9 protein-coding genes are annotated in these 13,439 nt (G+C 46.7%); 2 read left to right on the top strand and 7 right to left on the bottom strand.

The annotated features are described in order from the left end of the window. Positions 1–44 precede the first annotated feature (44 nt). From B0I21_RS07785 to B0I21_RS07805, 5 genes are all read right to left on the bottom strand, one after another. Positions 45–1,952: a glycoside hydrolase family 88 protein gene (locus tag B0I21_RS07785; RefSeq protein WP_133639899.1), complete on the bottom strand. Its 1,908-nt coding sequence runs from the start codon at positions 1,950–1,952 to the stop codon at positions 45–47. Positions 1,953–1,970: 18 nt separating this feature from the next. Next, on the bottom strand, positions 1,971–3,614 hold the full coding sequence (locus B0I21_RS07790) for a glycoside hydrolase family 28 protein (RefSeq protein WP_133639900.1): 1,644 nt from the start codon (positions 3,612–3,614) through the stop codon (positions 1,971–1,973). A gap of 115 nt (positions 3,615–3,729) precedes the next feature. Then, positions 3,730–4,713: a pectinesterase family protein gene (locus B0I21_RS07795; RefSeq protein ID WP_133639901.1), complete on the bottom strand. Its 984-nt coding sequence runs from the start codon at positions 4,711–4,713 to the stop codon at positions 3,730–3,732. A gap of 206 nt (positions 4,714–4,919) precedes the next feature. Beyond that, positions 4,920–5,930 (bottom strand): zinc-binding alcohol dehydrogenase family protein, encoded by a 1,011-nt coding sequence (locus B0I21_RS07800; protein ID WP_133639902.1) that lies wholly within the window; start codon positions 5,928–5,930, stop codon positions 4,920–4,922. A gap of 15 nt (positions 5,931–5,945) precedes the next feature. Continuing rightward, complete coding sequence (locus B0I21_RS07805) at positions 5,946–6,692, bottom strand: rhamnogalacturonan acetylesterase (RefSeq protein ID WP_133639903.1); 747 nt, start codon at positions 6,690–6,692, stop codon at positions 5,946–5,948. 177 nt (positions 6,693–6,869) lie between these two features. Between B0I21_RS07805 and B0I21_RS07810 the strand changes: the two genes are divergently transcribed. Both B0I21_RS07810 and B0I21_RS07815 read left to right on the top strand, forming a co-directional pair. Beyond that, a complete protein-coding gene (locus tag B0I21_RS07810) occupies positions 6,870–8,504 on the top strand; it encodes a glycoside hydrolase family 43 protein (protein ID WP_133639904.1) in 1,635 nt (544 codons plus the stop codon). 4 nt (positions 8,505–8,508) lie between these two features. Further along, the gene (locus B0I21_RS07815) at positions 8,509–9,513 is read left to right on the top strand and encodes a pectinesterase family protein (RefSeq protein ID WP_133639905.1); all 1,005 of its coding nucleotides are present in this window, start codon (positions 8,509–8,511) and stop codon (positions 9,511–9,513) included. A 136-nt stretch (positions 9,514–9,649) separates the two neighbouring features. Here B0I21_RS07815 and B0I21_RS07820 read toward each other — a convergent pair whose 3' ends face one another. After that, the gene (locus B0I21_RS07820; RefSeq protein WP_133639906.1) at positions 9,650–11,716 is read right to left on the bottom strand and encodes a glycoside hydrolase domain-containing protein; all 2,067 of its coding nucleotides are present in this window, start codon (positions 11,714–11,716) and stop codon (positions 9,650–9,652) included. A gap of 177 nt (positions 11,717–11,893) precedes the next feature. Next, positions 11,894–13,414 (bottom strand): RagB/SusD family nutrient uptake outer membrane protein, encoded by a 1,521-nt coding sequence (locus B0I21_RS07825; RefSeq protein ID WP_133639907.1) that lies wholly within the window; start codon positions 13,412–13,414, stop codon positions 11,894–11,896. Positions 13,415–13,439 lie beyond the last annotated feature (25 nt).

Consider the following 13,439-nt stretch of genomic DNA (forward strand, 5'->3'; position numbering starts at 1 on the left):
AAAATCCTGTCTCCTTGCACCAAAATAGGCTATCAGTTCCTATTTTATTTTGCCTGCTTAACCAACCAGCTCACCAACTCGTTTGCTGCGTCAAAGTTTTGATATGTCTTGGGCAGCTTTCTACCATCGACATATTCGTTGTATAGCCAAGGGTCGCCAATGGCGAATACCGTGCCCTTTCCGTATTTCGCTGTGGCGATGATATGGTCTCCTTGATCTGTCACCAAGGCTTTTGCCGGATCTTTGATTTGCATGGTCGATATTTCCTTAATATAGATGTTCTTCGTCTTCTCGAAAATACCTGTCCCAGCAGGAATGGCGATAGCACCTGTTTCATACTGGTCCCCTTTGACCCGGTTCCGACTATCCTCGTTAAAGGTGATCCCAAACTGCTGAGGAAGTACGTTGAACTTAGTCAGCTCGCAATTTCCCGCATCGTTCAATAATAAAACCAGTACACCACCTTTATGTACCCACTTGGCAACTTCTTTGGCCTGGGCTTCATTCATGAAGTTTGGCTTTGCTGTTTCTTTTTCCGTATCGGGATCGACGATGATGTAAATATCACTTTTGCTTAACGTTTTGGTACTTGGTGCATCCTTAAGGGTGTGTAGTGTTGCACCATGTTGTTCGAAAATTCGACCTAGTAACGAAAAACCATTATTGTCATCACCATTCCATAGGTAATGGTAAGGCTCCAGCTGGCCACTTGGACCTTTTTTGAATTCGTTATTATAGAAATTATCTAGCGTGACCGTGACAGCCTTGTTCTTTTTCGGGAGCTTTGCAAATTCCACTTCCGAAGATGCTAACAGGAAAGCGCCTACACCTTTAGGATCGTTGGTCCGAATCGGTTCGCTCATGTAATACTCGAAGCTTCCGTCGCGGTATTTTTTACCCCCCAGGCCAGACACTTCCACCACACGGTTTAGATCCACTCGATCTTGACCGGCCGGCGTAACAAATTCTTTCAGCAAGCCTGCATACCCTCTGTCTACATTTTTTTGAAATGAAGACGAAACATAGCCTTTTCTTACGGCTTTAGCCATCGCGTATACAAACATGCTGGATGCCGAAGCCTCCAGATAGTTGCCTTCGCGGGTGCCTAGGTCAAGTATATCATACCATACGCCAGACCTTTTATCTTGGAATTTCGCAGCAGCTGTCAAAGTGCGGTTTAGAATTTGAATAAGTTCCTTGCGCCGAGGATGATCTTCTGGGAAGTTATCCAGCACGTCCACCAACGCCATGGCATACCAACCCATTCCGCGCCCCCAGAAATGCTTGGATAGGCCGGTTTTAGGGTCAGACCAGCGTTCTTTGCGCGATTCATCCCATCCATGGTATAAAAGACCCGTTTTCGCATCTCGTGCATGATTTTCCATGTAGGTAAACTGGTTTACCACATCCTCATAGATCTCTGGAATATCCATTAAAGCCGCATATTCTGTATAAAAGGGCTGTGCCATGTACAAACCGTCTAACCACATTTGGTTCGGATAAATATGCTTGTGCCAAAAACCGCCTTCATTCGTTCTTGGATGCGTTTTGAGCTGCGCATATAGCTTTTCGCTTGCTTTCAGATATTTTTGTTTGCCCGTTACTTTGTAAAGAAATAAAAGGGAGCGGCCGTTTTTTACGTGATCGATATTGTATTCTGTCGCTTTATAATTACGGATGTGGCCATCTTCGCTGACATATTGATCCATCCAGTTTTGAATGTATTGGAAATAAACAGGATCCGCCGTATTTCGCCAAACTTCTGCGACGCCTTCCAGCACCACACCCATGTCATAGGTCCAGGTAGGCCCTTTTTCTGGATTCGTAAATCGAGCATCTTTAAAGAGCTTGTCCATAGCCGTGAGCGCCATCTGTTCCGAAACGGCCTTCTGTGCGTGCAGGACCGGCGTAATCAGTAAAAAACAAACAATAACTAGTAAATTCCTTTTCATCTATGCTTGGTCTATGATTTATTTTTTGATAGTAAGTACGGTCTTTTTAGCGCCATTGATAAATTCGCTCTGCTGCTTGACGCTTTGTAAAGCGGAATTGCTCAACGCTATATTTTTATTTTCCGCGCCTTCGACCCGGAACAGCAAATCCGTCGCATTGACAGGCGTCAGGCCATCGATACGGACATTCTTCCCGTTGTGAATATGGACAAGCGGCGTAGAAGACTTGCTGTTAAGCTTCACGTTTTTCAAGTGTATACCATCCGCCTCGATGATATCTATACCTTTTTTTGCTAAAATATTAGTGTTTTCGATCGTGATATTTTTGATATTCATTTCCGGCAATCCGCGTACAAATATTCCTTTATCGGCCCCGTTAACCTGTACATTTCGGATGACAAAGTTTTGGAAACGCGGGGTCTCCTCGGTTACGGGAAGCTTTTGCACTTTTATTTCTTGCTTCTTATCGCCTATCAGCGGCACTGGATCTACAGCGGCGTAATACATATCAAACAAGATGGCTTCGCCAGGAATATCAACCATATTGATGTTGTTGATAAAGATATTCTCGACTACTCCGCCACGACCACGAGTCGTTTTAAAGCGCAGACCGATATCGGTGCCAATGAAAGAGCAATCATCCACCCAGATATTGCGTGCGCCACCGCTCATTTCGCTACCGATTACGAAGCCACCATGGGCGTGGTAAACAATGCTGTTGCGGACAATCACGTTTTCTGTTGGCATCGCACGATCGCGGCCTGCTTTGTCTCGTCCGGATTTGATGCAGATACCATCATCGCCCACGTCGAAGGTACAATCTTCTACCAGCACATTTTTGCAGGATTCAATGTCTACACCATCGCCATTTTGCGCATACCAAGGGTTGCGAACCAATAGTTTGCGTAGCGTTAAGTCTTGACACATCAACGGGTGTAGGTTCCAGGCAGGCGAATTTTGAATAGTCACACCCTCCAGTAATATTTTTTTACAGGATGTAAAAACCAAAAGGTTCGGGCGCAAATAATCTTTTACATCATTAAAATCGGCCACCGTTGTGCCGGGACGTATAACACCGGCCTTTTTCTGCTGTGCGCCTCGCAATGAGCTTTCTGAAGGATACCAGATATTCGCTTTTTCATCAACCACGCCACCCGAGGAAACAAGATTCTTCCATTGTGTTTCGGTCATTTTGCTGCGTTTCACCATACGCCACGCGCCGCCGTTACCGTCGATAATGCCGGATCCGGTGATGGCTATATTTTCCAGGTTTTTTCCAGAGATAGGGTTTTGGTTACGCCAAGCCGGCTCGCCTTCCCAATTTGACTCGACAAGTTTATAGTGATCAAAATTATCGGAAAATAACACAACGGCCTCGCGCGCAACATGGAGATTCACATTGCTTTTCATTTCTATTGGGCCGGTGAGCCATAGTCCAGCAGGCACCAATACGACACCGCCGCCTTGTTGACTGACAGAGGTAATGGCTTTGTTGATAGCTTCGGTGTTTAAGAACTGCCCGTCGCCCTTTGCGCCAAATGTAGCGATATTGGTGGTATCTCGAGGAAAGCTAACTTGTGCTATGGTTGGTCGTGTAGGCTCCTGTGCCGAAGTGTACGATAGGCCAAATAGGCTAAGCAACAGCACGGCTGTCTGCTTCATTCTTTTACCTCTAATTGAATTTCTTATCATCATTATATTGCTTAAAATTGGTAGCGATTCTTTTAACAAGTCTACAGTGTTTGCTGCTCATTGTAAAGAAAAAACTATGCAATCGTTACCGGAGATGAGCATGATCTGCGGAGGGCAAGTCAACCTGCCAATCCCCGAAAACCGCTGTTAGCGAGATGTTTTCCGCTTCTTGTGTGGAAAGCTGTTTTGCCCATTTGACACGACTTTGTGACAAAGCTCCGGCACCGGTATTGTGATACTCCGCAAAAAAAGCCGTTTGCTCGTTACTCGCTTTCCCCCAGTTGTCCCAACCGGCTTTGCTGATAAAAGCCGGGATGCTGCTATGCATGAATACGACTTTCGCATAAGGGCGCCATGGTCGTCCTAAATAAAACGTTTGCACATCAGGCGAGCCTGTTATGGTGCAGTTATTAAATATATAGCCGAATGATGAGGTCTCGGGTGTGGATGCGGCGGTAATGTAGCCGCTATTTTTGCAATGTAGCTCACAACCTTCAAACCAAGCTGTAGAAGACCCGAAAATGTAATCAACCGTGCCCTCGATATAACAATGTACATACAGCTGCCGAGCGCCCTTCCCATACGTGTATAACGTATCTTGAAAGCCTAAAAACCTGCAGTTGATAAAGGTTGCTTTATCTGCAGCAACCCATAAGGCTACTGCTTGCCCCACAGGACCGGCACTATTTTCGAAGCTGATATTTTCTGCCGTAAAGTTATCCCCCAGACAATAGAAACTTGCCGAACCTGAGGTGCCGATGTCTTCTCCGAACAGATTTTTACGCTGTGCGTAGTCATCGAAAGTGAGTATAGTGGCCGATACATCTTCTCCAACCAGCTTAATATGCTGCTTCGGCACTGATAGGATAATTTTTTCTTTGTAGATACCCTTCTTTATAAAAATTGTTGTGGTCTCTTTCCGAAAGGAAGGAACCGCATCGATTGCCGCCTGAACGGTTGTAAATTGCCCGCTACCGTCTTTCGCCACCACAAAATCATAGTCTTTGGCCCAACTGTTTTGGACAAAGAACAGGGCACATAAAAGCAAAAGGCTTACATATTTTATCATACAATCTACTTCCCATCAATTGGTTGCCCCGAAATTTAGCTATTAAATTTTGCTTTACTCCCCCATAGAGCCGAAATTAAGAACGCAAACGTTATCGGTAACGTTTGCGTTGCTGTAGAACGGTCAATGTCGATCCGTTTTTGTGGTTTAACGAAAATAAGGATGCATGCAGTAAGTCTTGCTGTTGTATCCGCTCGCAATGCCGGTTAATCGAATTCGATCACCGTTTTTATTCCAGAGGTTAGGGGCGAGGCCGGATCCGCGAACAGCGCCGATGCTTCCATAAATTTCACCCGCCGCGTAATAAACTGTTCGGGCTTTAATGATTTGTCACGCAAACGTTCCATGACATATTGGAAGTCTGTTCCGACCGCATTCCGACTGCTCATCAGTGTGCCCTCCCGTTTATGAAATTCGGGATGGCTAAAGTGAATTTCCTCTTTTTGTAATCCCACCAATACATATCGTGCGCCGTGTGCCATATACTGAAAAGCATGGTTAATGGCGGCCGTATTTCCTGTTGCATCAAACAATAAGGTTGGCATATCGCCGTTTGTCAGTTTTTGCAGTTGAGCCAAAACATCTTCATCACGTGCAGATACTACATGGCTAGCGCCCAAATTGCGCGCATGTGCTAGTCGCGCTTCATCCACATCGAGCGCGATGACCTTTGCTCCGGCAATATTGGCCAACGCGATAATCCCCAAACCGATAGGCCCCGCACCGATTACAAGAACAAATTCGCCGGGGATAATGCCTCCTCGCTGAATGCCGTGTGCACCGATGGCCAAGGGTTCGACCAATACGAGATCATCATAGTCAAGCCCTTCTTCTTTGCGGATCGCGTGCGAGGGTACCACGACATACTCGGCCATGGCGCCGTCAATATGCACCCCCAAGACGCGCATGTCTGTGCTACAATTTGGTTTCCCCATGCGCGATGCAATGTCTTTCCCCGCTGTAAAGTAAGGAATCACCGTCACTTTATCCCCTTTGCTAAAGCCTGGGGCATCACCTTCAACGTAGTCAGCAGCGACCTCATGACCCAGCACCCGCGGATAGCTGAAAAATGGCTGTCGACCCGCAAACGCATGAATATCTGTTCCGCAGATGCCGATCTTGCGAATACGCAATAGCGATTCTCCAACGCCCGGTGTTGGTATTTCTTCTTCGGTGTACACGAAGGTGCCCGGTTCCGCACAAATAAGTTTTCTCATTATATCTTGTATGTTTTACTTCTTCAATTCTTTCGCCAAGGGATGTCTTTGCCTGCGTAATTCGTTCGCCACTAACGCGGCGATGGATGCCGCCCCTTTTTCATTCAAGTGCGTATTGTCGATAACGCCTTCGGGATAGTTGGGGGAGCCTTTCGGCAGATGCAAAAACAGCTCCCGTGATTTTAGCTCTCCTTCTTTAACAAGTAGCGCTGTGCTAAGTTCTGTCAGATCCAGGAAAGAAGCCTGAAGGCTATCCGCAACTTGGCGAACGGCCGTGGGATAATTCATATGCGTGTCTTGCAATTCTTCATCGACGAACGAGCGACGCGCAATGGGACTTAATAAAATGGGCGTTGCTTTTTTTCCCTGCACAGCCCTTACAAATAGCGATAAGTTTTTCTTGTACTCATCTATCGTAACGCCGGTATTGGGTTTGTGGATCTTCTCATCGTTGTGGCCGAACTGTATCAGCACATAATCGCCGGGCTGTATACCGCGGTAAACCTCGTTCCAAAGACCCTCGCGTATAAAAGACTTCGTACTACGACCGTTTTTAGCCATATTCTTGATCATCACATCCTCATTAAAGAGCTTCGCAAAAGCCACGCCCCAGCCTGTTTCTGGAAACTTGTTCGGAGCCTTGATCGCCATCGTAGAATCGCCCATCATCCAAATCGTGAGCTTCTTCTTCGGCAACATCAATCCGCAACAGATGGTCAGTATGGAAAGAAAGCTTACACCTAAAAAAAATGCCCTATTCATTCGCTGGATTTATAACGTGGTTTACCTGAATTTATGCAGCTGAATTTCTGCATTTTTTTGGATTTATCCACATAATTAAACGCAATCGTTACCGGCAACGATTGCGCAAAACTTTATTTGTTTCGCTGGCCAAATTGCGTATTCTTGTGAATACCACTATAAATCAAACCCCTACCCATGAATAAGTACGTACTATTATCTATTACTGCGCTGCTCATTTCTAGCTATAAAACCATAGCACAAGAGAAAACCGTTTCTTCCGTTTGGGTTGCCGATCTTGGCAATGGCCAGTACAGGAACCCTATTTTGCATGCCGACTATTCCGATCCGGATGCTATCCGTGTGGGCGATGATTACTACATGATTGCTTCTAGCTTCAACCACGCACCAGGACTTCCATTACTCCACTCGAAGGATTTGGTTAATTGGCGTATCCTTTCTCATGTGTTGCCCTACCAGCAACCGGTTGCAGTATTTAATAGCGTGCAGCATGGCAATGGCGTTTGGGCGCCATCGATACGCTTCCATAAGGGTGAGTTTTATATCTACTACCCCGATCCGGATTACGGGATTTATGTGACCAAGACGAAAGACCCGGCGGGTGCATGGTCTGCGCCGATATTGGTTTTTGAAGGGAAAGGATTGATCGACCCCTGTCCCTTCTGGGATGAGGATGGTCAAAACTACTTAGCCTTCGCCTATGCCGGCAGCCGAGCTGGGTTAAAAAGTGTTTTGTCGATAGCGCGACTGAACGAAAGCGGAGATCAGGTCTTGGACCGCGGAACGATCGTATATGATGGGCATGAGCTGGATCCTACGATAGAGGGTCCTAAAGTACACAAGCGGAATGGTTATTATTACCTATTTGCGCCTGCTGGCGGCGTGTCGACAGGTTGGCAATTGGTGCTCCGTTCAAAAAACATATATGGCCCTTATGAGCGGAAGGTCGTGATGGAACAAGGGAGCTCGCCCATCAACGGCCCGCATCAAGGTGCTTGGGTAGATACGCAAACTGGCGAAGACTGGTTTATTCATTTTCAAGATAAAGAAGCCTATGGGCGTATCGTTCATCTGCAGCCCATGAAGTGGCAAAACGATTGGCCGGTCATTGGTGTAGATAAATCAAACACAGGTATTGGTGAGCCAGTTTTGCAGCATCGAAAACCTAACGTCGGCAAAACATTCCCGATAGAAACGCCTGCAGAATCTGATGAATTTGACAGCCCTCGACTCGGCAAACAATGGCAGTGGCAGGCCAACCCCGATGGAACCTGGCTGATGCCGAGCAAAGACGGCCACTTGCGGCTGTATACCAAGCAACTACCTGAAGGGGCAAAAAATTTATTAGACGTTCCCAATGTACTGACCCAAAAGTTTCCCGCAGAGGAATTTATGGCCACAGCAAAGTTGCGTCTAGTAGGCAATGCTAAAATTCCAAATGAACGAGCAGGCTTTGCTGTGGTGGGCGAAGATTATAGCCACCTGTATATCAAGCAGGGGAAGGGAGAGCAAACGCTATTTTTTGGTGTATGTAAAGAGGGTCTCACGAGCGGAAAGGAAACCGCCAAAGAGCTTGCTAAGGTGGGAGACGAAGCTTACGTTTTTTTACGCGTATCAGTAGCCAAGGGCGGCGTATGCAATTGGTCTTACAGCTTGGACGGCAAAACCTATACATCGCTGAAGGAAACATTCGTCGCCAAGCCTGGCAAATGGATTGGAGCAACACTGGGCCTGTATGCCCTGCGCGATAATACCATCAACGATAGTGGCTACGCCGAAATAGATTGGTTTAGAATTGAACCTATACACTAAAAAGATGGACACATATAAAACACTCATCGTATTGCTGCTTTGCCTCGCGAACAATTTTAGCTTTGCACAGACCATCGACAACAGGTATGAGTTGACGGTTTCTCAAACAGGCGACGCAGATTTTAAGACGATACAAGAAGCTATTAACCACGTTCGCGACCATGCGGAGAAACGGGTGACTATCCTTATCAGACCAGGGATTTACAATGAGAAGGTTGTTATCCCTTCCTTTAAGCGCAACATCAGCTTGAAGGGAGGGGGCAGAGACAAAACGATCATTCGTTTTGACGACTATTCGGGGAAGCCCTTTCGCGGCATTGATGTGACCGGAAATACAAAATTTAGCACCTACACGTCATACACCGTGTTCATAGGAGCAAACGACTGTGCACTGGAAGATCTAACGATCGCGAATACGTCTGGCCGTGTAGGACAGGCTGTGGCTTTACACACGGAGGGTGATCGTATTTTAATTCGCAACTGTGCGATTTTAGGAAACCAAGACAGCCTTTATCTTGCTAAAGGAGGCACGCGAAACATGATTGAAAATTGCCACATCAGCGGCACAACAGATTTCATCTTTGGTGGAGCAGCTGCATATTTTCTGAACTGCACGATAGAGAGCTTATCCAATTCTTACCTCACGGCAGCATCTACCAGTCGGGAGGATGCATATGGCTTTGTCTTTCAATCCTGCAACCTGATTGCGCACGATAGTACGGTAACGAAGGTTTTTCTGGGCCGACCTTGGCGCCCGCATGCCCAGACGGTCTTTCTGAACTGCACTATGGGCACACATATCGTGCCGGAGGGCTGGCATGCCTGGCCCGGCGATAAGAATTTCCCGGATAAAGAGAAGACGGCCTTTTATGCGGAGTATGCCAGTGGGGGCAGGGGAGCCCAAGACTTGTCAAAGCGAGCTCCGTGGTCCAAACAACTTCGTAAAAAGGATGTGAAGCGTTATACACAGTCTGCCGTGCTTGCAGGCTGGGATCCTTTACGGAAATGAGTGTACCGCAAGCACCTTCCCTTAAAAAAGGATCATGATGTCATTAACAATCATGACGTACTTTTAGCGCTTCTTTAGGTGGGCATAATCGCCCGGCGAATGCACGCGGGACGATTAGGGAGCTCATACGCCACAACTATTGCCGCTGCCTCGAGTTAACGTTGGAGAGATCGGAGATCCACAGGGTGTCTGCCCCATAAGTAGACGGGTCTGCGCCAGCTTCAATTTCCAAGCGTCCACCTTTTGCAATCTCGTCATGGCGCAGCCAGAGGCGGTTGATATCTTTACCGTTCAGACGGATCCGTTGGATGTACCGATTTTTATCGCCAAAATTGATGACCTCTATAGTAAATGCAGAACGTCCTTTACCTAACGTAACAGCAGGGAACAGGGGCACATTGACATAGTAAATAGGTTCGCCCACCAAGGGTTGGTGTAAGCCGAGGGCAGTCATCACAAACCAACCTGACATCGCGCCGGCGTCGTCGTCCATCGTACGTACAAAAGCCTTGGGCTCGTTTTTGTAAATACGGTCGATATGTGGATCGATCCCACGGCTGTTGTCGTTAAAGTAGTATTGTACCACCGTATCTAGCGCAAGCTCCTGCACAAGCGACTGGTATCGCCAAGGCTTGTCACTCGCATAATAAAGGGTTGGCGACTGTATATCGGGCTCATTTGCTCGGTTGAAATAGTGGTTATCAAAAAAATCATCCAGCTGCTTGGTAAGGATGGCCTTGCCACCTATCAACTGCGTTAAGCCAGCCACATCATATGGAACATTCCATCGGTATTGCCGAATGGTTCCTTGATACATATTTCGCGCTGACATGCGATCGACATCTCTTTTTGAGATGTCTTTAAATTCTTTATTCCAGATGGATGCATACGTTTTGCTGCGGTCTACATACCGTTGTGCATCACGCGGCACAAGTTGCGCCATTGCCCACATATCATACGCCGCTTCTAAGTATTTATCTGGCTTCGAAAAATCAAAGCGGGTGGTATCTTTTATGAGCGAGTCTGTGATACCGCGCACATCGACGTCAAACCCCTTTTTCTTGGCGTCTAGCAATACCACCGCAGCGTGTTCCGTGCGTACGGAGTTTGCGGGTTCGTGTGGTCCGGCGAAATCGTATTTGCCATATCGGTACAGATCAGCAATAGAGCTGCTGATATCTTGATAGCGCTTTGGAAACGCCAGCGCTAGCAAAGGCAATTGCGTTTTGTAATTATCCCAAATCGCCCACCCGTGGTAGCGCTTTCCTTTTGCGCGGTGTAGGTTCCCGTCCGTACCACGAAACGCGCCGTTCTCTTCCGAGGTTTGGTAGGGCGACTGCAATGTGCGGTAAAACAGACTGTAAAATAACTTTTGTCTTTCGGCATCGCCCTTCACCACAATATGGGACAGCTGTTCTTCCCAATGTTGTTGCGAACGGTTTTTCAGCGATTGGTAATCCTCTCCCTGGTTTTTTTGAAGAGCTTGCAAAGCCGATGCTTCATCTACCGCGGAGAAAGCTATCTTCAGGTTTACCTCCTCCAGTTCCATGGGCAAAACAACATCAACGAGCTGCTCACTTCGCCTTACAGTTCCTTCAGGCAGAGCGATGGCATAGTAAATCGTATAGGTTCCTACATGGCATGTCGTTTTTGCTTTTATCTGGCCCAGCAGCAAGCCATCTTGCTGTATGCTGTAGGTGTTGGAAACAAATGCACCGTTGAAAGCATGGTTTAATACAAGTTTGATTCCTTTCTTTCCCTTTTTAAAGCTGTACTGATGAACACCTACATTTTCGTGAACGGCGAAACGCGCCTCAAGGTCTTCTTTCATATGTACTTCATAAAAGCCGGGGCCAGCCTGCTCCTGCGCTTTGTTCCATACATGTACAGAATCGCCCAGATAGGGCTGTACCAAGAGCAGCCCCCCGCTTCCCATACATCCAACACCCTCGAACCTGTTGTGCGTGAAACCGAGAATTTTCTTCGCGTAGTGTTCATAGCCTGCATGTAGGTGTGGCGATGTTTGCGGTGCGATATTCATTTGGTGGAAAGCAGACGAGGCGCCGGGCGATAGCTGCCCGTGATCGCCAGAGGTGCCTAGAAATACGTTTACCTGATCTGTCAATCGTTGCTGGGCTCGCGTAGGAAGTGAACCAATAAACAAAGCGATAGCAAGGGCGAATAGGTTGAGGTTTTGAAGCATGTGCAAGTTGATTTGCGCCTAAATTAGGGAATTAAAACGGTTTAGTCAATGCTATAAAGGGATCACTTCGGTTGCCGATCCATCAAAAAGATAATCCTGAGCGTGTGCTGGCTGCATATCGCCAGGCACAAGCATCAGGATCATAGTTTTTAGCACATTGCCCAGTAACGGATTGGTTTAATAGCCGGGATTTTGATACATCCTTGTCGGATCCAATTGATATTCGTCGAACGGGATAGGATAATAGCGATCTTTCGTGCTGATATTCGAGAGTTGCGCATTTCCATAATCTGCTTGACTTTTGGTTTTGAAATAGTTTACTAAGCCTTGCGCATCATAGTTCCGGATCAAGTCAAACCAACGGTGATTCTCGAAGGCCAGCTCGACGCGGCGCTCGTGCAAAATAGCATCTTTCAAGGTGGGGTATTTCGTATTGTAAACAGGGATGTTTCTTGATGCAGCATAGGATGGTAAACCAGCTCTTTCCCGTACTTCGTCGAGCAAAGCCACAGCTTCGGCCTCTTTTCCGAGGTTCATTTTCGCCTCGGCAAGTAATAACATCACGTCGGCATAGCGAATCAAGATCCAATCGTTTCCGCCCCAGCCTTGCGAACCTGACGCGTCGCTATTGTCTCGAAACTTCGTGATAAACCAGTCGCTTACTTGCGGGTGTTCCGCAAATTTAATGGAGAAATCTTTTCTAAGATCACTGGATTCGTAATCGTTGACCAAATCCATTTTGACATTTCCACCAATACCGGTAGATGGATATCGGGAGTTGATGGTTTCGCCACGCGCCTGATTATTACGGGCGATGGATGAGCTGTAATTTTGATCGCCTTGTAGATACTGCACTTGAAAGACTAACTCCTTACACGTCATCTTGCTATTCACATCAAACACCTGTTCATAGGGTATTTCGTTCAGCTTACCGAATGTCCGCATAGCATACGATGCAGCTAAATGGTTCTCTGCATTTTGGAAGTTTACCGTCTTGTTATCTGTCATGGTGGACCCCATGGTGAGATAGACCTGTCCTAAAATAGCGTTGATGGCTGCTTTTGACGTTCTACCAACAGCATATTCCCATTGCGTGTTGGGCAAATTACTGTCAAGCGCTTCTGTTAAGTCCTTCACAATGTGTTCGTAGATTGCCGCTTCCGGTTGTCTGTAGGCTAGCTCGCGCGCTTGCTCTTTATTGGTTACTTCTACAGTAGCCAGCGGTAGATCGCCAAATTTGCGTACCATGTGGAAATAGAGTAGACCGCGTAGAAACTTCGTTTCAGCAAGGTAACGCTTTTTGATGTCTTCATTGCTGAAGGAGACTTGGTCAATTCTGGACAAAATAGTATTGCATCGCGCAATACCATCATACATATTTGCCCAATGTGATTTTAAATAGGAATTACTGGGTAATATGGAGAAATCGTTGAATTGAAATGGCTCTCCCGCGTTTGATTGGTTATCATCACGTCCTGTATTATCTGATCGTTCTTCGCTAAATAGCGTGCTACTCTCACCCAGATTGTTTCCTGAGCGTAATGCCTGGTAGGCACCATTGACAGCAAGCAATACATCATTTTCAGTTTCAAAAAATTTTTCCACAACAACCGCATTGGGGTCGAGCTGATTCAGAAAATCTTCTTTACAAGACGCTAAGCTCAATAGAAGAAAGGGTACTATATATCTTTTTTTCATGACAGTATTTTTTTAAGAGTAAGCT

The sequence above is a fragment of the Sphingobacterium paludis genome, assembly GCF_004364125.1.
Lineage (GTDB): Bacteria > Bacteroidota > Bacteroidia > Sphingobacteriales > Sphingobacteriaceae > Sphingobacterium > Sphingobacterium paludis.